The following is a 23594-nucleotide window of genomic DNA, read 5'->3' as shown; positions in this document are numbered from 1 at the left end:
AAAGGGGGATTAGCAGATGGCACAACATTATCGAGTTGGTCGTTTGGAACAGGAAATCGAACGCGAAGTTAACGATATTTTGTTAAAACGCGTTCGTGATCCACGGGTTGCGGGTGTAACCATTACCGGTGTGACGGTAACTGGCGACCTTCAACAAGCGACCATCTACTACAGTATTTTGTCAGATAAGGCATCCGATGGTGAAAAGACGGCGGCTGGATTGACTAAGGCGACGGGCTTAATTCGTAGTGAATTAGGTTCACGGCTTAGCATCTATAAAACCCCGGAATTAACTTTTGAACGCGATAACTCGGTTCAATACGGTAGCCGGATCGATGAATTAATTAATAACTTGAAGCGTCAAGATTAAGCGCTGAAAAAAATAGTCGTTGCGAATCCAAACGGATTGGCAGCGACTATTTTTTGTTTAACCTAAGAGAAAGACATTGTCTGGCTCTTAGGCTCAGTGAGTATCGATGGCGAGTTAGGTATTCAACCGTCGTTTTAAGAGTGCTGATGGCGGCCGCCGATAAAGTCGAGCAACTCGTCGTTGATATGGTTTTTACAGTCACTGGTGAACAGTGTCGAGGGATGCCTGACGCCACCTTTACAAGTGAAGATGGCGTATTGATTATAAAATTAAAATGAAATTAGGGTTGACGAATTAAAATGAGAATGTTTTAATATAAATAATCAATCAAACGGAAAGGATAGATGAATATGACGACGTTAGCATTCAACGCAACTTATTATTATGGCTTTGCTTATTTTAGGTAGCGCCCGTGTTGGAACCTTAGATACGGACGGCACCTACGTTCGTGTCTAAGCGAAGTCAATTCATCTTGGCCAGCTAGACACCGTGAGTCTAGCTGGAATAATATCATCAATTCAGATTAATTTTTGATGAGCCGGCTAGATTTACACAATCTAGCCGGCTTTTTTTATTTCCATTAAGGAGTTGTTGTTCATGCGTCAGCACCAATTATCAATCAGTCTTTACTTAAACTACTTTGTTCACGGCATTGGCTTAATTATTTTAACGCAAAACATGCAAGCACTAGGTCAACACTGGCAGACCCCGTTAGCGACGGTTTCCTACGTGATTTCTGGAATCGGTATCGGGCGCTTGCTGGCTTACTTTATCCTCGGCAGTTGGTCAGATCATCTTGGTCGCAAGGTCTTTGTCAATCTCGGTATGGCTTGCTACTTCACTTTCTTCGTGGGTATGGCATTTGTCACGAATATTCAACTGGCTTATGGCTTGGCAATTTTGGCCGGTATTGCGAACTCCGCGTTGGATGCGGGAACCTACCCGACGTTTATTGAAATGGGTGGTCGGCAAGGGTCAGCTAATGTGTTACTGAAAGCCTTCATGTCAGCCGGTGAATTCTTGTTGCCACTGCTTATTGCGAACTTTGAAGCCCAGCGGATCTGGTACGGCTGGTCATTCATGCTAGCAGCTGCCATCTTAGTGGTTAACGCCGTCCTGTTAAATCGGCAACAGTTTCCGGTCAAAAATCAAACTGATCAGGCTGTCGTAGTTGCTTCCAAGCGGCAACCGAAGTCTCGTCGTTACTTGGCGACACTTGGCTTAGCTGGCTATGGTTATACTTCGATGGCACTCATGATTCTCTACACGCAGTGGGTCAGCTTGTTCGCCACCACGACGTTTCATTTTTCGTCAGTGTTAGCGCACTGGTTGCTCTCGCTTTACAGCATTGGTTCGATTACAGGTGTCCTCGTAATCTTCTGGCTACTACGGTGGGGGGTTGCGGAAACTAAATTACTATTAGCAATGAATGGTGGCTCGTTGTTGGCGTTAGCGCTGATCTGTTATAGTCCGGCGGTGGGCTTATCGATGCTGGCAGCTTTCGGGTTTGGTTTTACGGCTGCGGGTGGTGTGATGCAGGTCGGCCTCAACTTATTTATCAAAATCTATCCTCACATCAAGGGCCGAATCACTGGCATTTACTTCACGTTTGGCAGTATTGCTTCCTTCACGATTCCGCTCGTGACTGGGTGGTTGTCCAAACAAAGTGTCGCGACCGCGATGCGCTTTGATTTAGTTATTGCTGCCAGTGGTCTCGCCTTTGTCGCCCTGGCTGTGTGGGCGGTACATGTCCCGACCACACTTAGTCAAGAACGCCAGCGTATCAATCACATTGACCAGCAAATCGTCCGATTACTTAATCAACGTTTTGATACGGTGACCGCCATCGGGGAGTTGAAGCAAGCGCAGCAACTTCCAGTATTAGATCAACAACGGGAACAACGGGTGCTCCAACAAGTTGCGGTGAAGAGTACCCAGACCGCGCATACCCCTTATTTACAAGCCATTTATCAAGCAATTATGCATAACTCGCGCGCCTATCAGACGGATTTACACAAGGAGGAGATTGATCATGATTAATTACGTTACTGCAGGTGAATCGCACGGACCCCAGTTGACCGGGGTGCTGACCGGTATTCCGGCTGGCTTACAACTTGATATTGACGCTATTAATGCGGGCCTCGCTGCCCGACAAGGTGGCTTTGGCCGCGGTAATCGCCAGCAGATTGAACATGACACCATTCAAATCACCGGTGGCGTCCGGCACGGTGTTACGCTGGGCTCACCAATTGCACTAACGATTCTGAACCGCGACCACGCGCACTGGGCCGCAATCATGGATCCAGTCAGTCCGGCTACGGCAACCAATACCTTGCGACAAGTTACGCGCCCACGTCCGGGGCACGCCGACTTAGTGGGGGGCATGAAGTACGGTCATCGTGATCTACGTAACGTGCTAGAACGCTCCTCAGCTCGTGAGACTGCCATGCGGGTGGCCATTGGTCAGATCTGTAAGCAATTATTAGCGCAGCTGGACATTCACCTAGTTGGCTACGTTCAACAAATTGGGCCTAAGCAAGTGACGTCCGATTTAGCACTATCCGTTGAACAATTGCAGGCCCAAATTATACAAAATGATTTGCGTTTACCAGATGCGACCTTAGTGCCCGAAATCCATGAGCTGATCACAGCAACGAAGAAGGCTGGGGATACCTTGGGCGGTGTTATCCGGGTCGTTGTCGAAAATGTCCCGGCAGGTTTAGGCAGTTACACGAATTGGGATACCAAGTTAGATGGTCAATTAGCCGCCGCAGTGATGGGGGTCAACGCCATGAAAGGGGTTGAAATCGGTGATGGATTTGCAGCTGCCAGCCATTATGGTAGCCAGGTAATGGATGAAATTAGTTGGGATGAACATGCTGGCTGGTCACGGCTGACCAATCATTTGGGCGGCTTTGAGGGCGGCATGACTAATGGAATGCCAATCGTTGTTAAGGCTGCCATGAAGCCGATTCCGACACTTTACAAGCCATTACAAAGTGTGGATATCGCGACCAAGGTCAGCCAAAAGGCGAGCGTGGAGCGTTCAGATACGACAGCCATCGTTCCCGCCTCGATCGTGGTCGAAAGCGTGGTCGCAATCGAACTAACGCGAGCATTGACGGCCACATTTGATGGCAGTAACTTAGCGCGCCTGCAACAAGCTGTAGCGGCATATCGCGAAGAACTCCGTCAATATTAGGAGGGCCTATGCAAATTCATACCTTAGGACCGACCGCCACGGATAGTTATGCGGCCGCGCAAGTTTATAATCATCGCAACTGGCAGGGACAAGCAGTGATTGTTGAACACCCAAGCTTTGAAGCCATTTTAACCCATTTAACGTCCTATTCTGGTGACCAACTGGTGATACCAGCCGCGTTCAAATCGGACACCCTGAATGCCAGTTGGGGCGATATCCACTATGCGTTGTTGCCCCAATTGACGTTGACCGATTGTTTTATGACGCAACTCGATCCACTCGTCGTGCTCCAGCGCGTGGGGGCCGACAATCAGATTGGTTACACGCATGCAGCGACTGCCCAATTATTAACGAGGGTCGTGCACCAGGTCACAGTGCAAACGGTCGCAAGTAAGTATTTAGCATATCAGGCTTATCAGCGTAATCAAGCGGCATACGTGTTAACTAATGAAAAAAACGTGACACTGACGACTCACGAACGAGAACTTGCACGTTTGACACCTTCGATGGTGTGGTGCGTCTATCAAATAAATTAGGTGATGATGATTAATGATAAAAGAACTAAGCATTCAACCAACCTGTGGTCTACACGGTGAGTTAAGCGTACCCGGCGATAAGAGCATATCGCATCGAGGTCTGATCCTGGGGGCAATTAGTCAGGGGACGACGACTTTGCATCATTTTTTGCCAGCTGCCGATTGTCTCAGCACGCTGACGGCGCTTCAGCAGTTAGGGGTGCCAATCGAGCGGACTGGCACGACCGTTATGATCAGGGGTCGCGGTTTACGCGGGCTGACCCAACCACAACAGGCATTAGACATGGGAAATGCGGGGACAGCGACGCGACTGCTAGCCGGGCTGTTAGCTGGTCAGCCGTTTGAGACGACCCTGGTTGGTGATGCGTCTCTTAGTCAACGGCCGATGGAACGAGTGCGGCAACCGTTACAGGCCATGGGGGCGCAGTTGCAATTAACCGGAGGGCACTTACCTATGCTGATCACTGGCCGGACTTTGCATGGTAGTCGTACCGAGATGCAGGTCGCTAGTGCGCAGGTCAAAAGCGCCTTGATTTTGGCCGCTTTGCAAGCTGATCGACCGAGTACGATCGTTGAAAAATTACCGACTCGCGACCATACCGAGCGCTTGTTAAGGTTATTTGGTGGTCAAACCGAAACGGCAGCTGATCATCGGACAATCACGGTGCATCCGCAGCCAAACTTGATTGGCCAATCATTGACGATCCCAGGCGATTTTTCTTCGGCGGCATTTTTCATGACCGCTGCAACGATTATTCCAAATTCGCATGTCCGACTGACCCACGTGGGACTGAATTCGACACGAACGGGGTTCCTAAGCATTTTGCAACGGATGGGCGGCCGGGTGACGGTCGATCGTAAGCTCGGTGCGGGTGAGCCTGTTGGTACGCTAGACGTGCGGTTTGCCCAATTGCATCCGGTCCAAGTCACCGCCAGTGAAATTCCGGCCGTGATTGATGAATTGCCACTAGTCGCGTTGTTAGCGGCGACCGCGGATGGCATTAGCACGATCAGTGGGGCAGCTGAACTGCGGGTCAAGGAAACGGATCGGATTGCGACGATCGTGACTGAGCTCCAAAAGCTGGGCGTTCAGATTACGGCACGACCAGATGGCTTTGTGATCGATGGTCGCCAGTCTTGGCAGCAACCGACCGAGCCACTAGCTAGTCATGGCGATCACCGAATCGGTATGATGATGGCGATCTCGGCGTTACGGGTCGGCGGTCCCACCGAACTGGTGGATGCCGAAGCAGTGAATATTTCATACCCGACATTCTTCGAAGATTTGGCACGTTTAAACCAGGAGGTGTGAAGATGACGACAATATTGATCAAGGGCTTAGGGCTAATTGGTAGTTCGTTGGCACTAGGCATCAAACAGGGTCATCCGGGTGTGCGAATCATTGGAATCGATCAGGATGCGGCTAGCCTGAGCTACGCGCGCCAGCAAGGAATAATCGATGTGAGTGCGCCCAACCTGGCAGCGGTCGCGGGCGACGCGGACGTAATCATTTTAGCGGGACCGGTAGATGTGATCGTGGCTGACCTGCATCAACTGGCGACGCTGACGCTAAAAGCTGGGGTGCTCGTGACTGATGTCGGGAGTACCAAACAGGTTGTGATGCGTGCTGGTCACGCCCTCCAGCAGCAAGGAGTGAGTTTCATCGGCGGTCATCCAATGGCTGGTTCGCACAAATCCGGCGTGACGGCTGGTCGTGCCAATTTGTTTGAGAACGCTTTTTACTTTTTGGTACCGGGACGGACCGACCAGGCAGCCGTTGAACGACTACAAGTATGGTTACAAGCGACCCACGTCAAATGGTTGACGGTCACGGCGATGCAGCATGATCGGATTGTTGGTCAGCTAAGTCATTTGCCGCATATCGTCGCCGCGGCACTAGTTGATCAGACTCAGGTGGCTTTGGCGGATTCACCACTCGGATTACGCTTAGCAGCCGGGGGTTTTAAAAGTATTACGCGAATTGCCAGTTCGGACCCCACCATGTGGGCGGCTATCCTGATGACTAACGCTGAACTAATAACCAATCAATTGCAGGATTATATTGACCAGTTAATCCGCATCAAAACGGCCATTAGTGCCCATGATCAGCCAGTGCTGCATGATTTTTTTGCGACGGCCAAGGTGACTCGTGACCACTTGGGGCCTGAACGTTTGGGCGGCCTTCCTAACTTTTATGATTTGTTTTTGAACGTTCCCGACCAAGTGGGGGCCATTGCGGATGTTACTCGGCGGTTAGCACAAGCTCAACTGAGCATAGTCAATATTCATATCTTAGAGATTCGTGAAGACGTTGATGGCGTATTACAACTGACATTTAGTGATTTGAAGACGCAAACGCAAGCCGCGTCATTATTAACAGATGCTGGTTATCAGATTGCAAGGAGGAATTAGCATGCGCGCAATTTTAATTGGATTTATGGGTAGTGGTAAAACCACGGTCGGACGGCTTTTAGCAGCTGGGCTAGCAACGGAACACGCTGATTTGGATGACTTGATCGTTCAACGAGCGGGACGACCAATTACGACGATTTTCGCTGAGCGTGGCGAAGGGTACTTTCGGCAAATGGAGCATCAAACGCTGCTGCAGGCCCTCAAAACACCTGGGGTCTTATCAACTGGTGGCGGGACGCCGACCATTGCAATGAATGCAATCAGTCTGAAGCAAAGTACGGTGCCCGTCATCTGGCTGACGGCTGGGGACCAGACTACGATTAATCGGGTCAAAAATGACAGCAGTCGGCCACTAGTCAATGAACTGGATCCGGATGCACTGATTGCCTTGAAGCGGCGGCGTCAATCCTTATACGCCGCGGTAGCCGATTTGACGATTGCCACTGATCAGTTGACACCGCGGCAGATTGCGCACCAGATTCAGGAATGGTTGAATCAGCAAGCTACGGCGCTTCAAGCTTGAAAGCTGATGACGTCGCCAATTGTGGCGTCACTGCCAGTGGCATTTGCAGACAGTGGCGGTGACCTTTTATAATGAAAAATAAATGCTGATGACCGTGCATGTCCCGAAAGAGGCCGCACGGTTTTTTAATGTCTGTAAAGTACGTTCGGCAACTGTGGAAAAGGTGCCAACCCATCTGACGCCTCATTGACCGGTCGTACGGCCCACCACCACCAACGCTTTTGTGGAGCGACCATTGATCTATAGGAAGTGTTTTCGGGTGCGATATGGTTTGCCAATCAACGATTGCGACAACTGGGTAGTCGTTGTCAGCATGCCAGGTGATGGTGTCGAATCAGGACCAGCTTCCGGCTGTCGTCGCTACGACGCCAGCTCCCTGAATTCTGTGATAATCCGCTTACATAGTGGTGAGGTGTGGTATACTGAAAACCGTCGATTAAGAACGATCGAAACGTGGCAAAGCGGTTGGTTGCCACTAGAAACCGAATTTAAATGATTGAAGGCGTTTTTTATGTTGAACGGGATTCTACCATTATATAAACCTCGCGGAATGACGAGTTTCGACTGTGTCGCTAAGATTCGACGACTCTATCAGACCCGCAAAGTCGGCCATTCTGGGACACTGGACCCAAATGTGGATGGCGTTTTACCAATTTGTATCGGCAATGCGACTAAAGTTGTTCAATTTTTAGTCGCTTCCGGTAAAGAATATCAAGGGAGCATCACCCTGGGATTTGCAACGACCACTGAAGATTTAGATGGTGAGGAGATTGCACGCCAGGCGGTCACAGAGCCGTTCACAAATGACGAAATTGATGCTGCGCTGGCACGGATGACCGGGGCCATTACGCAAATTCCGCCGATGTTTTCAGCGGTAAAAGTAAATGGACGCCGTTTATATGATTATGCTCGCAACGGTGAAACCGTCGAACGCCCAGAACGACACGTCACTATTAGCAGCTTCAAGCAACGTCAAGCCGCTACTTATGATCCGTCAACCCAGACGCAGACAATCTATTTTACGGTCGCATGTAGTAAGGGGACTTACGTTCGGACACTCGCAGTGGATGTTGGTAAAGTGCTCGGGGTGCCCGCGGTGATGAGCGACCTGACCCGGTTAAAGAGTGGCGGTTTTACTTTGGATGAGACCGTGACCTTCGAGGAAATCGCGGCCCATGTTGAAGCTGGCACGGCGGGGGCACTACTAGCGCCCATCGATAAAGCCTTAGGGCAGTATCCGCGGGTCACGTTGACGGATGAACAGTGGCAACGCGTTAAAAACGGTGCTTTTATTACTGCGGCAGAAGGACAACAAACTGATCCAGATGCGAACACGATGGTTGCGTTAGTTTACCAAAACAGCCTAAAATGTCTATATAGTTATCGACCGGACGAACAGCGGTACAAGCCGTTCAAAATGTTTGCGGTCAATTAAGGAGTTTTTGTCATGCAGGTGATTAATTTAAAGTATCCCGTGGCGTCTGGTCAGATTCCTGACGGACCGATCGTATTGGCCCTAGGTTTTTTTGACGGCGTTCACCGCGGACATCAGCAAGTCGTTGCAACGGCCCGGCAAGCTGCTCAGGCCCAACACGCCCAACTGGCAGTGATGACGTTTGACCAGCATCCGTCAGTTGTTTTTAAACACACTGATCCCCAGCAAGTCCGTTATTTAACGACGATTGATCAGAAGACGGCGTTAATGAGTGAGCTCGGCGTTGACATTCTATATGTGCTTCACTTTGACGCCACGGTCGGGGCCATGCCCCCCCAAACGTTTGTCGATCAGTTGATCGTTGGCTTACACACGCAAACGGTGGTTGCTGGTTTTGACTACACGTACGGACCGGCTGATATTGCGAACATGCAACGTTTGAATGATTATGGTCATGATCGGTTTGAAATCATTGAGGTCCCTAAGGCGGAACTAGACGCCGAAAAGATCAGCTCAACGCGGATTCGCCGTGCTTTGGACACTGGTGATATCGATACGGCCAACCGGTTACTCGGTTATCAATACGAAACGGCTGGCGAAGTAGTTCATGGTGAAGCACGGGGCCGCACGCTCGGCTTTCCAACGGCGAATGTCGCGCACGGACCCAATACCCGGGTTCCTGGAATCGGCATCTACGCGACGATGGTGCAGATTGGGACACGCTGGGTCATGGGGATGGCCTCAGTTGGACGAAATGTCACGTTTGGTGACCACCGACCAATCACGGTGGAGATCTACTTATTAGATTTTCAAGGGGATCTATATGGACACAATTTAACGGTGCGTTGGGGGCACCGGATGCGTGGTGAAATCAAGTTTGCCGGGGCTGATGCCTTGGTTGCACAATTAAAGCGGGATGAACAAAACACCCGTGACTATTATGTGGCGCATCCCTTTGTGGTGACACCCCGGATTCAAGTTGCACAACAATCAGATCGTTTGGAGGCACAATGAATGGACACAACAACAATTTTTCAACACGGCACACTAGGCTTACTCGTTCCGGGCTTATTTGACGGGACGATTACGGCCGGTGAACTCTTGACTCATGGTGACACCGGGATCGGGACACTAGACGGCCTCAATGGCGAAGTGATTATTTTAGACGGTCACGCCTACCAAGCACGCGAGGATGGCAAGATTCGTGAAATTCAGCCTGAAGAGACGTTGCCATTTGCATCAGTACACTTTGAGAAGCCTGACATCAGCGCGCAATTAGCGCTAACCACCCAAGCTGACTTTGAACAGCAAGTGGTCCGCGATTATCGGCTAACTAACGTGTTTGCGGCTATTCGGGTCGACGGGACCTTTGCAAAAATCAAGACGCGGGTCGCACCTCGCCAGGAGCCACCGTACAAAACCTTGGTTGCGGCTACGACGACACAACCGGAATTCACCGGCGAACACGTTGATGGCACGATTATTGGCTACTATGCACCGCATCTGTTCCAAGGTGCCACAGTCGGTGGCTTTCACTTACATTTCCTGAGTAACGATCATCAATTGGGTGGCCATTTGCTGGGCTTTGAGGTCGAACAGGCGACACTGAAAGTTCAACATTTTGCTGATTTTCACGTCCACTTACCGATCGACAATGAGGCGTACCTGCAAGAACAATTTGATAACGAAGCGATTGATCATGCTATCAATAAAGCTGAGCGTTGATCAGTTGACTACTGATTGCCGTTAAGGCCGGCACCTTAGCTTGAAAAATGCATGTGACCAAGCCAAAAAAGTCTCGCGAGTTAGTAGCTCGCGAGACTTTTTTTATGACGACGATGTGCGAAAACGTTGGCAGAGAGTGTGCGGGCGCCCGTTGGAAACATCGATTAGGCTGCTAGGCACCATGCTTGCATTGTGAAGGGTGAGGGTGTATATTAGCACTCGTAAGTAAGGAGTGCTAATTGTTAGTGGCAATCCACTAAATCCAGTCATGGTGGTACTTGCCGTCCTAATAATTTATGCATTCTTTTATAGAAATACTTTGTCTTTCCTTGACTTTCATCAGGGTGGTTGTTATATTAGTAATTGTGTTAGCACTCCATTAAGTTAAGTGCTAAAAAGAGGTGATGATCACGTTAACTGAACGACAAAGCCTAATTTTAAAGGCCATTGTCCGTGACTATACCGAGGGCGGTAATCCAGTTGGATCCAAATCGCTAGTTCAAGAGCTACCGATCAAGGTCAGCTCGGCGACGATTCGTAATGAAATGGCCCGGCTAGAGGATTTGGGATTGATCGTCAAAACGCATTTGTCTTCAGGGCGCATTCCATCGATTAAAGGATATCGGTACTATGTTGATCATATCCTAAAGCCTGAAAGGGTTGATGGGAAGGACTTGAAGGTGATTCAACATTCATTGGGTGGTGAATTCCACAAGATCGATGAGATCGTCGCTCAGTCGGCGGATATCTTGTCACAACTGACAAGTTACACGACCTTTACATTGCGACCTGAACTTAAAGATAGTCGATTGAGTGGTTTTCGACTCGTGCCACTGGGTAATCATCAGGTGATGGCCATTCTGGTTACTAATAATGGGGACGTTGAAAATCAGACGTTCACCATTCCGAGTGACATTACTGGTGATGATCTGGAGCCGGTTGTTCGTTTTATTGACGATCAACTGGTTGGCCTGCCGTTACAAGACGTCCTCCGTCAATTAACGCATGAGATTCCGTTGAAGCTTGCACAGTATTTGCAAGATCCAGACGGCTTCTTAGATATTTTTGGCAGTGTGTTGTCCAAGGCAGCCTCCGAGCGCTTCTATGTTGGTGGTAAGCTGAATTTATTCAACTATACGGACCAGCAAAGCCCCAAAGAGTTACAGTCATTGTACTCGTTACTTGACCAAACGGACCGGTTAGCTAATGTGATTGGTCCGCCGGGTCAACGGATTCAAGTCCGGATCGGTAATGAGATCACCAACGATTTGTTGAAGAACTACAGTTTAATTACCGCGACTTATGATGTCGATCAGCACGGGCAGGGTGTGATTGCCTTGCTCGGGCCGACCGCCATGCCATATTCACGGATGATTGGACTGATGGGTGCGTTCCAACGAGAATTAGCCCGCAAATTATTAGATTATTACCGGTACTTTGACGAGTGACGGACAGGGAGATGAAAACATTGGCAAAGAAATCAACGCGGACGACGCCGGAAGATTCACAAGCGTCAACAACTGATTCAGCAGCAACGTTAACTGCCAGTGAAGCCACACAGGCAGCGACGAGTGCGGCTGATGATCAAGCTGAACAAACGAAAGCAGTCGATCCAACACAACAAATTACTGATCTAAAAGCACAACTTGATGCGAAAGACGATCAGTTATTGCGTGCACAGGCGGAGATCGTCAATATGCAAAACCGCAACAAGAAAGAACAAGCGGCGCTGCTCAAGTATGATGGTCAAGCACTTGCAAAGGATGTCTTACCAGTTTTGGATAACTTGGAACGGGCCTTAGCAACGCCGGCTGACGATGAGGCGGCCCAACAGTTGAAGAAGGGTGTCGAAATGGTTTATGGCCATTTACAAGATGCTTTGAAAAAACATGGGGTCACCGAAGTTGCGGCTGCGGGCGAAAAGTTTGATCCTAATATTCACCAAGCTGTTCAAACGGTGCCAGTTGATGATGATCATCCAGCTGATACGGTGGTACAAGTCTTACAACGGGGTTACCTATTGAAAGATCGGACCCTCCGTCCAGCAATGGTTGTTGTGGCACAGTAATTAATCAATAAAAATACTAAATTAAAAAGAGGTTTGTTAATTTATGGCAAGTAATAAAATTATCGGGATTGACCTCGGGACTACTAACTCAGCGGTAGCGGTTCTTGAAGGTAATGAACCTAAGATTATCACCACTCCTGAAGGTGGCCGGACGGTTCCTTCAGTTGTGGCGTTCAAAGATGGCGAAACTCAAGTTGGTGAAGTTGCCAAGCGGCAAGCAATCACTAACCCGAATACGGTAGCTTCAATCAAGCGTCACATGGGTGAAGCTGGATACAAAGTTAGCATCGAAGGTAAGGACTACACCCCACAACAAATCTCAGCAATGATCTTGCAATACATCAAGGGTTTTGCTGAAGATTACTTGGGTGACACGGTTGAAAAGGCCGTTGTGACGGTGCCAGCTTACTTTAATGATGCCCAACGGCAAGCAACTAAGGATGCTGGTAAGATTGCTGGCTTAAACATTGAACGGATTATTAACGAACCAACGGCGGCAGCTTTAGCCTATGGTTTGGATAAGACCGACAAAGATGAAAAAATCTTAGTTTATGACCTTGGTGGTGGGACGTTTGATGTCTCCATCTTGGAATTAGGCGACGGGGTCTTCGAAGTATTATCCACAAATGGTGATACCCACCTTGGTGGTGACGACTTTGACCAAAAGATTATCGACTGGTTAGTTGATGGCTTTAAAGCGGACAACGGCGTTGATTTATCAAAAGACAAGATGGCCTTACAACGGTTAAAGGATGCTGCTGAAAAAGCTAAGAAGGACCTTTCTGGTGTTTCTGAAGCCCAAATCAGTTTGCCATTTATTTCCGCTGGTGCTAGTGGCCCATTGCACTTGGAAACCACGTTAACACGCGCTAAGTTCAACGAATTGACTGCTGACTTAGTTGAAAAGACACGGATCCCTGTTGAAAATGCCTTGAAGGATGCTGATTTATCAGCTAGCGACTTAGACGTTGTCATCTTGAATGGTGGGTCAACTCGGATTCCAGCTGTTCAAGAAGCTGTTGAAAAGTGGACTGGCAAAGAATCTAACCATTCTATCAACCCTGATGAAGCGGTTGCCTTAGGGGCCGCTGTTCAAGGTGGTGTGATCACTGGTGATGTTAAAGACGTTGTATTGCTTGACGTTACGCCACTTTCACTCGGTATTGAAACCATGGGTGGGGTCTTCACTAAGTTGATCGACCGTAACACGACGATCCCAACCAGCAAGTCGCAAGTATTTAGTACGGCGGCTGATAATCAACCAGCCGTTGATATTCACGTGCTCCAAGGTGAACGGCCAATGGCAGCAGATAACAAGACGTTGGGACGTTTCCAATTAACGGACATTCCAGCGGCACCACGTGGTGTTCCTCAAATCGAAGTTAAGTTTGACATCGATAAGAACGGGATCGTTAACGTATCTGCTAAGGATATGGGAACTAATAAAGAACAAAAGATTACTATCAAGAGTTCATCGGGTCTTTCTGACGACGAAATTGATCAAATGGTCAAGGAAGCCAAGGAAAACGAAGAAGCCGATAAGAAACGTAAAGAAGAAGTTGACTTGAAGAACGAAGTTGACCAATTGATCTTTACTACCGACAAGACTTTGAAAGATCTTGAAGGCAAGGTTTCAGAAGATGAAGTTAAGAAAGCCAAAGATGCTCGTGATGCTTTGAAGAAAGCTCAAGATGATAACAACATTGACGAAATGAAGGCCAAGAAGGACGACTTGAACAAGATCGTTCAGGACTTATCAGTTAAGTTGTATCAACAAGCTCAAGAAGCTCAGGGTGCACAAGGCGGTGCCGACAGTAATACTGCTGGCAATGCCAACTCAGCCAAGGGCAGTGATGACAACACGGTTGACGGTGATTTCGAAGACTTGGATAAAGACAAGGATAAGAAGTAGCACCGGCAGAACAAAAAGGCCAAGGCCACGTGGCTTTGGCCTTTTTGCTTTAAATATGCTAGTATTAATGAGACTTAATTAAGGTTCATTAGGAGGTTACAATGGCAGAGCAAGACTTATATAAGGTTCTGGGTGTTGAAAAGGATGCCAGTCAGGACGAAATCAAGAAGGCGTACCGCAAGCTTTCGAAGAAGTATCATCCTGATTTGAATCATGAACCTGGCGCGGAAGAAAAGTTTAAAGCTGTCAATGAAGCGTACGAAACGTTAGGCGATGCCCAGAAGCGGGCACAGTATGATCAATTCGGATCGACTGGTGGCCAACAAGGCTTCGGTGGCGCCGGCGGTTTCGGCGGTCAAGACTTTGGTGGCTTCGGCGGCGGTGGCGGCTTTGAAGATATTTTCAGTTCCTTCTTCGGTGGTGGCGCTGGTGGTTCACGGCGTTCTAACCCAACGGCCCCGCAACAAGGCCGAGACTTACAGTATGAGATGACACTGAAGTTTGAAGATGCGATCTTTGGTAAGAAGACGACCATCACCTACAATCGTGAGGAACAGTGTGAGACTTGTGGTGGTTCTGGTGCCAAGCCGGGGACATCGCCGGTGACCTGTTCGAAATGTCATGGTGCGGGCTATATTCAGGTCCAGACGAACACACCACTCGGTCGGATGATGAGCCAACAAGTTTGTGACGTTTGTCATGGAACTGGTAAAGAAATCAAGGACAAGTGTGCCACTTGTGGTGGCTCTGGTCATACTGAACAAAGTCATTCCATCAAAGTGACGGTTCCTGCTGGAGTTGAAGAAGGCCAACAAATGCGGCTTCAAAATCAAGGTGAAGCGGGAACGAATGGTGGCCCTTATGGTGATTTATTCATTATCTTCAGAGTTGAGCCAAGTAAGGACTTTGAACGGGATGGTGCGACGATTTACTTCAAGTTGCCGATCGACTTCGTTCAGGCCGCTCTTGGTGATGAAGTTCAAGTTAAGACGGTTCACGGGGACGTTAAGTTGAAGATCCCAGCTGGTACTCAGACGGGGACAACTTTCCGGTTACGTGGTAAAGGTGCACCACGATTACGTGGCAATGGCAACGGCGACGAACGCGTTACCGTTAATATTGAAACGCCAACGCACTTGAACAAGGGTCAAAAAGAAGCTTTGAAGACCTTTGCTAAAGCTAGCGGCAAATCAGTTGCTGGCAATGGCAAGAGTTCGTTATTTGACAAGCTTCGGGGTGTTTAACCGAGCGAACTAATTCCAGAAATATACAAAGAGCTAGGCGCACCCATCACATTTTGTGGTGGGTGCGCCTAGCTCTTTTAGTACAGTCAATCAAAGATGCTGGCCTGTTTATTAAGTGACTTTTCAGTAACCCGGTTTTTGTGTAAACTGTTTCGTTATCCTGTCGTCCAGTGATTAGTGAGTGCTAGAATTAGTCAAGGAGGTGAAGTAATACGCTGCTAGCTTACGGGGGACGTAACGTTGATGTTACAAAACCGTTACAAATATGTCGTATCAGCGAACGAAAATGCAGGATTTTGATCTTTTTGAGCCGGCCTAACCGTTATTGGTCGGTAGGTTGTTACACTATAACTTGAACTTACGTCCTATTAGCGGCGTAGCTAATATCACCAATCAGTTCGTAATTGATAGCTAATGGGGAGGTCAATCATTGTGAAGCAAAGCAAACTTTTAGTCACAGTTTTTCTTGTGCTGCTGATTGTGGGTGCTGGCGGCGGCTACTATGTTCATCATACAGAGCGGCAAGCAGCGATTGCTAAAAAGCGTCAAACTGACAAAGCATTGAATCAGAAAGCGGCGCAAAAAAATAGCCAGCTTAGTCGTAAGGTCAACCAGACAACGTTTTCGAATAGTAAAGATACGGATGAACAAGTGACTAAGGTACTCAAGTTGAGCCACTTTGTCGGGTCTGCGATGGTCGTTAAAGATGATCATGTCATCTACAATCATGCGTTTGGTTATGCGAATAAAGCTAAGCATGTGCGTAATCAAGTTAATTCGAAGTATCAGATTCTGTCAATTCAGAAGTCAATGACGGCGGTTGGCATTATGCAACTCGTACAAGCGGGGAAACTCAAGTTAACTGATCCAATCTCCAAATTTTATCCAAATTTGAAGCACGGACGCCAAACGACCATTCGCCAAATGTTGGATATGACGACTGGCTTTCGCCTGAATACTGGTCTCAAAGAATTTGCTTCCGAGGCTAAAGTAATCGATTATGCCAAGCATAATGTTTATTATTATCCAGAAAAAAATGGAACGGCTAATTATTCATCCGTTAATTTCCTTTTGCTAGCGGGTATTATTCGCCAGCTTACTGGTCAAACGTACAAGCACTACTTTACGACCCATTTTATTGACAAACTTGGTTTAACCGAATCCGGTTTTGTTATTGATGGTCTCGGAAAAGACGCAACAACTGGTTATCACTCGGAGACTAGTGAAACCACTCCTGGCTATGAAAAAACGATGCCAGAAAGTAAAGCCCAGATGGCCAATGAGTTAGGTACTGGACAGGTTTATATGTCGAATGCAGATTTATTTAAGGTTGAAAGTGCAATTCTTAAAGGTAAGCTAATTTCCAAGCGAAACGTGGCTATTTTACACACCCGGACTGCGACTGGCGAGTACGGTGGTGGTATTTATAACTTGACCAATGGGGTACGTTCGCATGGCGTTGGTTATGGTTACGAATCTAGCATCTTCCTCTCACCAGATGGGAAGACCGGGGTGGTATTAATGAGCAATTATTATCGCAGGTCTGCCGGCATTCAGGCAACAGCTAATAAGATCTTTACCGAATTAATGAAGGGTGATATCAAGTAACTGACATTGGGTTAGTGGAGGAGGTGATGGCATGTTTGCAAAGTTGAAAAGCTGGTTTCAACGTCCGGTCGTTCAATTCATTGCACTTACAGTATTTTACTTTGCTGTCATGCTCGCCTTGGTTTATCTTTACGGTTATAGTGGGATCAACCAAGCGAAGTTTATTTACAACGAATTCTAAAAATGAACGTAGTAACATTATTGTTTGGGGGGAGTTTTAATTATGATTAAGAACATCATTACAACGATTGATGATTATGCACGGACGCAACCCAATAACGTGGTTTATGATGTGCAAGGTGTGACGCACACTTATGCGGAATTAAAAGCTTATTCAGATGCCTTGGCGGCGCATCTTGACACACTCGATCTACCAGCCAAGGATCCAATTATTGTGTTTGGTGGTCAGACGTTTGAAATGATCGCGACTTTCTTAGGCGTTGTGAAATCAGGTCGGGCGTATATTCCAATTGATACACATTCACCAAATGAGCGGTTAACGATGATCAATGAGATTGCTAAGCCAGCTGCCGTGATTGCAGTTGCAGATTTGCCAACCGGTGTCGGGACCACGCCCGTAATTACACCGGATCAATTGGCGGCTATCTTTGCGACGCCAGTTGATTATCAGGCGGATCACATCGTCAGTGGTGATGATAATTACTACATTATCTTTACTTCTGGGACCACTGGGATGCCTAAAGGGGTTCAAATCAGTCATGACAACCTGGTTAGTTACGTTGACTGGATGTTGAGTGATGACTTTGGCTTGCCTGATCAGCCGAATTCGTTGTCACAACCGCCATATTCATTTGACCTATCCGTGATGGACGTTTACCCAACCTTAGCGCTAGGTGGGACACTATACGCCTTACCGAAGAGCGTGACGGATGATTTCAAACAATTATTCGCGGCATTACCAACGTTGCCAATCAACGTGTGGGTCTCAACCCCATCATTTATGGACATTTGTCTGCTGGAACCGAAGTTTAATGCTGAAAACTTACCAACATTAACGCACTTCTTGTTCTGTGGGGAGGAACTCACGCACAAGACGGCGGCGACGCTCAAGAAACGGTTCCCAGATGCCCGGATTTTCAATACGTATGGGCCAACTGAAACCTGCGTCGCGGTCACGCAAATTGAAATCACGGATGCCGCATTAGCACAGTACGATCGGCTACCAATTGGCTATGCCAAGGCTGATACGCGGATGCTGGTGGTTGATGAAAATGGTGAGGCGGTTCCGAATGGTACGGAAGGTGAACTGATTATCGCCGGACCATCCGTTTCAAAGGGATATTTGAACAATCCTGAAAAAACTGCCAAGGCTTTCTTTGAATTAGACGGCCAGCCTGCCTATCATTCTGGTGATATTGGCACGATGGATGCGGACGGTCTGTTCCGTTATCGTGGTCGGGTCGATTTCCAAATTAAAATGCATGGTTACCGCATTGAACTAGAAGAAGTGGATCACTTCTTAGCACAGCAGCAGCATATTGAACAAGCAGTTGCCGTTCCAAAATACGATAAAGAGCACAAAGTAACGCAAATGATTGCGTACGTGGTACCAAAGCCAAATGACTTTGAAAGTGATTTTGCTTTGACCACGGCAATTAAAAAGGACCTTCAAGGAATGATGATGGAATACATGATTCCGCAACGGTTCGTTTATCAAACGAGCTTGCCATTAACGCCTAACGGTAAGATTGATGTCAAGTCGATCATTAAAGAGGTTAATCCAGAATGATTTCTTTTGACCCATATGGTAACCCAACGTACTTTGTGCTGCTCTTTATCGCGTTGTTACCGTTAATGATTGGTCTGTTATATGGTCGGCGGTCTCATTGGTATGAATCATTGATATCGTTTATCTTCTTAATGCTGACTTTTGGTGGCGTTAAGTGGCGAACTGGGATCGCGTTAATTGTTTATCTGATCTATCAGATTACACTAGTTTGGTTGTACTCAAAGTATCGGCAACGTCCTGATTCGCCTAATAAGGGCTGGGTGTTCGTTGTCAGTGTGATCTTAGCGATTATTCCACTAGCTGTCGTTAAGATCACGCCAGCCGTGGCACATGGTGCTAATTCAATTATTGGTTTCTTAGGGATTTCCTACCTGACCTTCAAAGTGGTCCAGATGATCATGGAGACCCGTGATGGGGTAATTAAAGAGTTCCATCCAGTGCTGTTTGGGCAGTTCTTACTGTTCTTCCCAACGATCTCGTCCGGGCCGATTGACCGGTATCGGCGGTTCGTCAAGGATTATGATAGTGTCCCGACTCGTGAAAAGTATCTCGGGTTAGTTGAAAAAGGGGTTCGCTACATTTTCTTGGGATTCTTATATAAGTTCATTTTAGCTTATATCTTTGGGACGCGGATGCTACCCGTCGTTGAACACGCTGCCTTGCAAGCACACGGCATGTCATGGGCGTTAGTCGGTGTGATGTACGTCTATAGTATGGATTTATTCTTTGATTTTGCGGGTTACAGTTTGTTTGCCGTCGGTATCAGTTACCTGATGGGTGTTGAAACTCCGATGAACTTCAATCAACCGTTTAAGTCAAAGAACATCAAAGACTTCTGGAATCGTTGGCACATGACGTTGTCCTTCTGGTTCCGTGATTTCATCTACATGCGGTTAGTATTCTTTATGATGAAACACAAGGTCTTTAAGAGCCGGATTACAACGGCCAACGTGGCATACGTTATTAATATGTTGATCATGGGGTTTTGGCACGGGGAAACGTGGTATTACATCGTTTATGGGTTATTCCACGGTTTCGCAATGGTTGTCAACGATGCTTGGTTGCGGTACAAGAAAAAACATCAAGCACAGTTGCCGTCTAACAAATTTACGGAATACTTTGCGATTTTCCTAACGTTTAACGTCGTTTGTTTCAGTTTCTTGATCTTCTCAGGATTCTTGAACACGTTATTCTTTGGGGCCCGGCCATAATATAATTACAATAAGGGAGCGTAATGACAATGGATGATACAAAAGCAACGGTTTTATCAATTTTAGCAGATTTAACGGGGGAAGACGTTTCTAGCAATATGGACGTTAACCTGTTTGACGAAGGAATCTTAGATTCAATGGGTTCCGTCCAACTTCTATTGGAACTTCAAAATCAATTAGGAATCGAAGTGCCGGTCTCTGAATTTCAACGGTCAGAATGGGATACACCGGCTAAGATTGTTGCAAAGGTTGAGAACTTGCAATGAACGTTGCCAAACGCCTTTTTAAGATTTTTGGGCCAATTATTTTGGCAGCCGTCTTATTATTGGCCGTACTGCTTTCACCGTTCTCATTTGGATTAAACCATATTTCTAAGGATACTGAGAAAAAAGCGGCCGTTTCCTTGTCAGCCAACGTATTAAAAGGTCGGTTAGTTAAACGACAGGCGCTGGATGATGGCTATGTCCCGTTCTTTGGTTCTTCAGAATGGTCACGATTTGATCCAATGCATCCGTCCGTACTGGCAACAAAATATCACCGCAATTACCGACCATTTCTACTCGGTGCGCGGGGGACCCAGTCGTTGACGCAGTATTTCGCGATGCAGTCAGTGAAAAAGCAGATTACAAATAAGAAGGCCGTCTTTGTAATTTCGCCACAATGGTTTGTGCCACAAGGAACGCGGAAAGATGCGTTTTCGTACTATTACTCACCACTGCAGACCATTGATTGGTTACAGGATGAGCAGAATACGGCAATGGACCGGTATGCCGCTCAACGTTTGTTACAGATGCCATCGGGTTCTTCTGATCGCATTTTGGAAGGCGCCCTGGCACGTGTGGCAGCTGGGTTTAAACCAACGAGCGCACAAATGACGTATATTAACTATAAGGCACGTGTCCTTGGCAGTGAGGATGAGTTCTTCTCACGTTTTGGAATTGCGGGCAAAAATTTACGGACTGTCAATGCGCAAGCTAACAAGTTACCAGCGACATATAACTTTAATCAGTTAAACCAATTAGCCGGTAAAATCGGTGCGGCGCAAACGGACTCGAACAGTCTTGAAATCAGCAATCAATTTTGGAACACGAAGTTAAAACGTAATTACAAGCGACTCAAAGATTCACAGCGACACTTGAATTACACGAAGTCACCAGAATTTGCCGATTTTCAACTGGTTTTGAATCAGTTTGCAAAGACGCACACCGATGTCTTGTTCATCATTCCACCGATCAATCAGCGCTGGTCTGCTTATACCGGACTGTCGATGAAGATGATTGCCCAGTTTGACAAGAAGATTCAGTACCAGTTGAAGAGTCAAGGGTTTAATAACGTCTTGGACCTGACCCAGGACGGTGGTAAGGACTACTTCATGACTGATACGATTCATCTTGGTTGGCGCGGTTGGTTGGCCGTGGATCAAAAGGTCGATCCATTCTTGACCAAGAAGACCAAGCCGATTCATTATCAGATTAATGACGACTTCTATTCGAAAGAATGGCAATTACTCAAACCGAGTGAAATCAAGAATTTTGAATAACTTGCTAAGAAGTACAAGCCACGTTGGCTTGTGCTTTTTTTGCGCCATTCAATGAGTAACACAGCGGCATGTCTGGACCGGTCTGATAGAAAAATTGTGCTTGTGCCACTAACTTGGTATAATTGTAGGGATTAGGATTTAGGAAGAAAGTAGGAAAATCAATGGATAAAGCGACAATGCAAGACCGACAACAACATATTCGGAATTTTTCGATCGTCGCCCATATTGATCACGGCAAATCAACGTTGGCGGATCGTATCCTGGAACTCACTGATACGATTTCCAAACGTGAAATGCAAGACCAAGTATTGGACTCAATGGATTTGGAACGTGAACGTGGGATTACGATCAAATTGAACGCGGTAGAGTTACACTACCAAGCAAAGGATGGGGAGACTTATATCTTCCACTTGATCGATACACCTGGACATGTTGACTTCACATATGAAGTCTCACGGAGCCTCGCAGCCTGTGAAGGGGCGGTTTTAGTCGTGGACGCAGCCCAAGGGGTCGAAGCCCAAACACTCGCTAACGTGTATTTAGCCATTGATGATGACTTGGAAATCGTCCCGGTGATCAACAAGATTGACTTGCCATCGGCTGAACCGGAAAAGGTGCGCAAAGAAATTGAAGATGATATTGGGATTGATGCGGAGGATGCGGTTCTGGCTTCAGCGAAAGCCGGTATTGGTATCGAGGATCTGCTCGAACAAATCGTGCATAAGATTCCGGCACCTCAGGGGGATCTGGATGCACCACTGAAGGCCCTAGTGTTTGATTCCGTCTATGACGATTATCGTGGCGTGGTGCTGAGTGTTCGGATTCACGAAGGCATCGTCCGTCCAGGAGATCGGATCCGGTTGATGAACAGTGGTAGTGAATATGAGGTCACGGAAGTCGGCGTCAATTCACCGAAGCCGTTAGCACGGGATTATTTGATGGCGGGGGATGTTGGTTACATTACGGCTAGCATCAAGGATATTCAGGATACCCGAGTGGGTGATACGGTCACGAACGCGAAAAATCCGGCCGAAAAACCATTGGCGGGTTACCGTGAAATGAATCCGATGGTCTACGCTGGGATTTATCCGACTGATAATGCCAAATTCACCGATTTACGGGAAGCGTTGGAAAAATTAAAGTTGAACGATGCCGCGTTGGAATTTGAAGCGGAATCATCACAAGCACTGGGCTTCGGGTTCCGGTGTGGGTTCCTGGGACTGCTACACATGGACGTCATTCAGGAGCGTCTCGAACGGGAATTTAATCTTGAACTAATTACCACGGCGCCGTCCGTAACGTATCATGTCCGGATGACGGATGGCACGGAGAAAAAGGTGGAAAACCCGGCTGAAATGCCTGAGGCGTCTGCCATCAAGGAAATTCGTGAACCGTATGTGAAAGCTCAGATTATGGTGCCTAATGATTACGTCGGTGCGGTCATGGAATTAGCCCAGCGTAAACGGGGCGAGTTCGATACGATGGAATACTTGGATAGTAACCGGGTCAACGTGGTTTATCACATTCCGTTGTCCGAAATCATTTTTGACTTCTTTGATAAATTAAAGTCGAATACGCGCGGCTATGCCTCGTTAGATTATGATTTAGACGGTTACCGTGCCAGCGACCTCGTTAAGATCGATATCTTATTAAACGGTGACCAAGTTGACGCTCTGAGCTTTATCGCCCATCGCGACTTTGCACCGGCGCGTGGACGCGAGATTGCCGCTAAGCTCAAGACGATTATCCCCCGGCAAAACTTTGAAATTCCGGTACAGGCAACGATTGGTTCTAAAGTCATTGCTCGGACGAACATTAAAGCTTACCGTAAGGACGTGACGGCCCATCTGTATGGTGGCGACCGGACGCGGCGGATGAAGCTACTTGAAAAGCAAAAAGCTGGTAAGAAGCGGATGAAGGCTGTCGGCAAGGTCGAAATCCCGCAAGAAGCGTTCATGGCGGTTCTGAAAACTGACGAAGACGAAAAGCCGAACTGATTAAGACAATAAAAAATGGTAGTACCATCGATTGATGGCACTACCATTTTTGCGTTATTGT

The 23594-nt window shown here is 47.5% G+C and carries 21 protein-coding genes; all 21 read left to right on the top strand.

Going from position 1 to position 23594, the window contains the following annotated elements:
• The first annotated feature begins 16 nt into the window (after positions 1 to 16).
• The 21 genes from rbfA to lepA all read left to right on the top strand — a co-directional run bounded on the left by rbfA (position 17) and on the right by lepA (position 23533).
• Positions 17 to 370: a 30S ribosome-binding factor RbfA gene (rbfA, locus tag V7R88_RS07810; RefSeq protein ID WP_003640723.1), complete on the top strand. Its 354-nt coding sequence runs from the start codon at positions 17 to 19 to the stop codon at positions 368 to 370.
• A gap of 597 nt (positions 371 to 967) precedes the next feature.
• The gene (locus V7R88_RS07805; RefSeq protein WP_057717001.1) at positions 968 to 2410 is read left to right on the top strand and encodes an MFS transporter; all 1443 of its coding nucleotides are present in this window, start codon (positions 968 to 970) and stop codon (positions 2408 to 2410) included.
• The gene (gene aroC, locus V7R88_RS07800) at positions 2403 to 3572 is read left to right on the top strand and encodes a chorismate synthase (RefSeq protein ID WP_057717000.1); all 1170 of its coding nucleotides are present in this window, start codon (positions 2403 to 2405) and stop codon (positions 3570 to 3572) included. Before V7R88_RS07805 ends, aroC begins: the two co-directional genes overlap by 8 nt.
• 8 nt (positions 3573 to 3580) lie before the next feature.
• Entirely contained in the window at positions 3581 to 4108 is a 528-nt protein-coding gene (locus V7R88_RS07795) for a hypothetical protein (RefSeq protein ID WP_054396574.1), read from the top strand.
• Positions 4109 to 4121: 13 nt separating this feature from the next.
• Positions 4122 to 5420, top strand: a complete 1299-nt coding sequence (gene aroA / locus V7R88_RS07790; protein WP_057716999.1) for a 3-phosphoshikimate 1-carboxyvinyltransferase — start codon at positions 4122 to 4124, stop codon at positions 5418 to 5420.
• A gap of 2 nt (positions 5421 to 5422) precedes the next feature.
• Complete coding sequence (locus tag V7R88_RS07785) at positions 5423 to 6520, top strand: prephenate dehydrogenase (RefSeq protein ID WP_060598934.1); 1098 nt, start codon at positions 5423 to 5425, stop codon at positions 6518 to 6520.
• Between the two features lies 1 nt (position 6521).
• Positions 6522 to 7043, top strand: coding sequence for a shikimate kinase (locus V7R88_RS07780; protein ID WP_054396580.1), 522 nt, complete (start codon positions 6522 to 6524; stop codon positions 7041 to 7043).
• Positions 7044 to 7554: 511 nt separating this feature from the next.
• Positions 7555 to 8478 (top strand): tRNA pseudouridine(55) synthase TruB, encoded by a 924-nt coding sequence (truB, locus tag V7R88_RS07775; protein WP_072535269.1) that lies wholly within the window; start codon positions 7555 to 7557, stop codon positions 8476 to 8478.
• Between the two features lie 12 nt (positions 8479 to 8490).
• Positions 8491 to 9492 (top strand): riboflavin biosynthesis protein RibF, encoded by a 1002-nt coding sequence (gene ribF, locus V7R88_RS07770; protein ID WP_054396583.1) that lies wholly within the window; start codon positions 8491 to 8493, stop codon positions 9490 to 9492.
• A complete protein-coding gene (gene budA, locus V7R88_RS07765) occupies positions 9493 to 10203 on the top strand; it encodes an acetolactate decarboxylase (RefSeq protein ID WP_057716997.1) in 711 nt (236 codons plus the stop codon).
• Between the two features lie 404 nt (positions 10204 to 10607).
• Positions 10608 to 11651 carry a heat-inducible transcriptional repressor HrcA gene (hrcA, locus tag V7R88_RS07760; protein WP_057716996.1) on the top strand — a complete coding sequence of 348 codons (1044 nt, stop codon included), beginning with the start codon at positions 10608 to 10610 and terminating at the stop codon, positions 11649 to 11651.
• Positions 11652 to 11671: 20 nt separating this feature from the next.
• A complete protein-coding gene (gene grpE / locus V7R88_RS07755; RefSeq protein ID WP_338816128.1) occupies positions 11672 to 12271 on the top strand; it encodes a nucleotide exchange factor GrpE in 600 nt (199 codons plus the stop codon).
• 43 nt (positions 12272 to 12314) lie between these two features.
• Positions 12315 to 14183 carry a molecular chaperone DnaK gene (dnaK, locus tag V7R88_RS07750; RefSeq protein ID WP_057716995.1) on the top strand — a complete coding sequence of 623 codons (1869 nt, stop codon included), beginning with the start codon at positions 12315 to 12317 and terminating at the stop codon, positions 14181 to 14183.
• 101 nt (positions 14184 to 14284) lie between these two features.
• Positions 14285 to 15427 carry a molecular chaperone DnaJ gene (gene dnaJ / locus V7R88_RS07745; RefSeq protein ID WP_003640710.1) on the top strand — a complete coding sequence of 381 codons (1143 nt, stop codon included), beginning with the start codon at positions 14285 to 14287 and terminating at the stop codon, positions 15425 to 15427.
• Positions 15428 to 15859: 432 nt separating this feature from the next.
• Positions 15860 to 17035, top strand: coding sequence for a serine hydrolase domain-containing protein (locus V7R88_RS07740; RefSeq protein WP_338816127.1), 1176 nt, complete (start codon positions 15860 to 15862; stop codon positions 17033 to 17035).
• Between the two features lie 31 nt (positions 17036 to 17066).
• Positions 17067 to 17216, top strand: coding sequence for a teichoic acid D-Ala incorporation-associated protein DltX (locus V7R88_RS07735; RefSeq protein ID WP_003640708.1), 150 nt, complete (start codon positions 17067 to 17069; stop codon positions 17214 to 17216).
• A 42-nt stretch (positions 17217 to 17258) separates the two neighbouring features.
• Positions 17259 to 18785, top strand: a complete 1527-nt coding sequence (gene dltA, locus V7R88_RS07730) for a D-alanine--poly(phosphoribitol) ligase subunit DltA (protein WP_054396592.1) — start codon at positions 17259 to 17261, stop codon at positions 18783 to 18785.
• The gene (gene dltB, locus V7R88_RS07725) at positions 18782 to 19996 is read left to right on the top strand and encodes a D-alanyl-lipoteichoic acid biosynthesis protein DltB (RefSeq protein WP_054396595.1); all 1215 of its coding nucleotides are present in this window, start codon (positions 18782 to 18784) and stop codon (positions 19994 to 19996) included. The genes dltA and dltB overlap by 4 nt, the downstream gene beginning before the upstream one ends.
• Before the next feature lie 23 nt (positions 19997 to 20019).
• The gene (dltC, locus tag V7R88_RS07720; protein WP_003640705.1) at positions 20020 to 20262 is read left to right on the top strand and encodes a D-alanine--poly(phosphoribitol) ligase subunit DltC; all 243 of its coding nucleotides are present in this window, start codon (positions 20020 to 20022) and stop codon (positions 20260 to 20262) included.
• On the top strand, positions 20259 to 21536 hold the full coding sequence (gene dltD, locus V7R88_RS07715; protein ID WP_057716993.1) for a D-alanyl-lipoteichoic acid biosynthesis protein DltD: 1278 nt from the start codon (positions 20259 to 20261) through the stop codon (positions 21534 to 21536). Before dltC ends, dltD begins: the two co-directional genes overlap by 4 nt.
• Positions 21537 to 21697: 161 nt before the next feature.
• Positions 21698 to 23533, top strand: a complete 1836-nt coding sequence (gene lepA / locus V7R88_RS07710; protein WP_003640703.1) for a translation elongation factor 4 — start codon at positions 21698 to 21700, stop codon at positions 23531 to 23533.
• Positions 23534 to 23594: the final 61 nt, after the last annotated feature.

Origin of the sequence: Lactiplantibacillus argentoratensis, assembly GCF_037290055.1 — a bacterium.
Lineage (GTDB): Bacteria > Bacillota > Bacilli > Lactobacillales > Lactobacillaceae > Lactiplantibacillus > Lactiplantibacillus plantarum.
The sequence above is the reverse complement of the archived record's forward strand: the minus strand, read 5'-3'. Positions and strand labels throughout refer to the sequence as shown.

Bases quoted from the DNA above. Each gene is read 5' to 3' on its own strand.
- dltA (WP_054396592.1), top strand. From the start codon at position 17,259: ATGATTAAGAACATCATTACAACGATTGATGATTATGCACGGACGCAA.
- dnaK (WP_057716995.1), top strand. From the start codon at position 12,315: ATGGCAAGTAATAAAATTATCGGGATTGACCTCGGGACTACTAACTCA.
- ribF (WP_054396583.1), top strand. From the start codon at position 8,491: ATGCAGGTGATTAATTTAAAGTATCCCGTGGCGTCTGGTCAGATTCCT.
- lepA (WP_003640703.1), top strand. From the start codon at position 21,698: ATGGATAAAGCGACAATGCAAGACCGACAACAACATATTCGGAATTTT.
- dltC (WP_003640705.1), top strand. From the start codon at position 20,020: ATGACAATGGATGATACAAAAGCAACGGTTTTATCAATTTTAGCAGAT.
- truB (WP_072535269.1), top strand. From the start codon at position 7,555: ATGTTGAACGGGATTCTACCATTATATAAACCTCGCGGAATGACGAGT.
- V7R88_RS07785 (WP_060598934.1), top strand. From the start codon at position 5,423: ATGACGACAATATTGATCAAGGGCTTAGGGCTAATTGGTAGTTCGTTG.
- aroC (WP_057717000.1), top strand. From the start codon at position 2,403: ATGATTAATTACGTTACTGCAGGTGAATCGCACGGACCCCAGTTGACC.
- V7R88_RS07795 (WP_054396574.1), top strand. From the start codon at position 3,581: ATGCAAATTCATACCTTAGGACCGACCGCCACGGATAGTTATGCGGCC.
- dnaJ (WP_003640710.1), top strand. From the start codon at position 14,285: ATGGCAGAGCAAGACTTATATAAGGTTCTGGGTGTTGAAAAGGATGCC.
- dltB (WP_054396595.1), top strand. From the start codon at position 18,782: ATGATTTCTTTTGACCCATATGGTAACCCAACGTACTTTGTGCTGCTC.
- hrcA (WP_057716996.1), top strand. From the start codon at position 10,608: ATGATCACGTTAACTGAACGACAAAGCCTAATTTTAAAGGCCATTGTC.
- V7R88_RS07780 (WP_054396580.1), top strand. From the start codon at position 6,522: ATGCGCGCAATTTTAATTGGATTTATGGGTAGTGGTAAAACCACGGTC.
- dltD (WP_057716993.1), top strand. From the start codon at position 20,259: ATGAACGTTGCCAAACGCCTTTTTAAGATTTTTGGGCCAATTATTTTG.
- rbfA (WP_003640723.1), top strand. From the start codon at position 17: ATGGCACAACATTATCGAGTTGGTCGTTTGGAACAGGAAATCGAACGC.
- V7R88_RS07735 (WP_003640708.1), top strand. From the start codon at position 17,067: ATGTTTGCAAAGTTGAAAAGCTGGTTTCAACGTCCGGTCGTTCAATTC.
- V7R88_RS07805 (WP_057717001.1), top strand. From the start codon at position 968: ATGCGTCAGCACCAATTATCAATCAGTCTTTACTTAAACTACTTTGTT.
- budA (WP_057716997.1), top strand. From the start codon at position 9,493: ATGGACACAACAACAATTTTTCAACACGGCACACTAGGCTTACTCGTT.
- aroA (WP_057716999.1), top strand. From the start codon at position 4,122: ATGATAAAAGAACTAAGCATTCAACCAACCTGTGGTCTACACGGTGAG.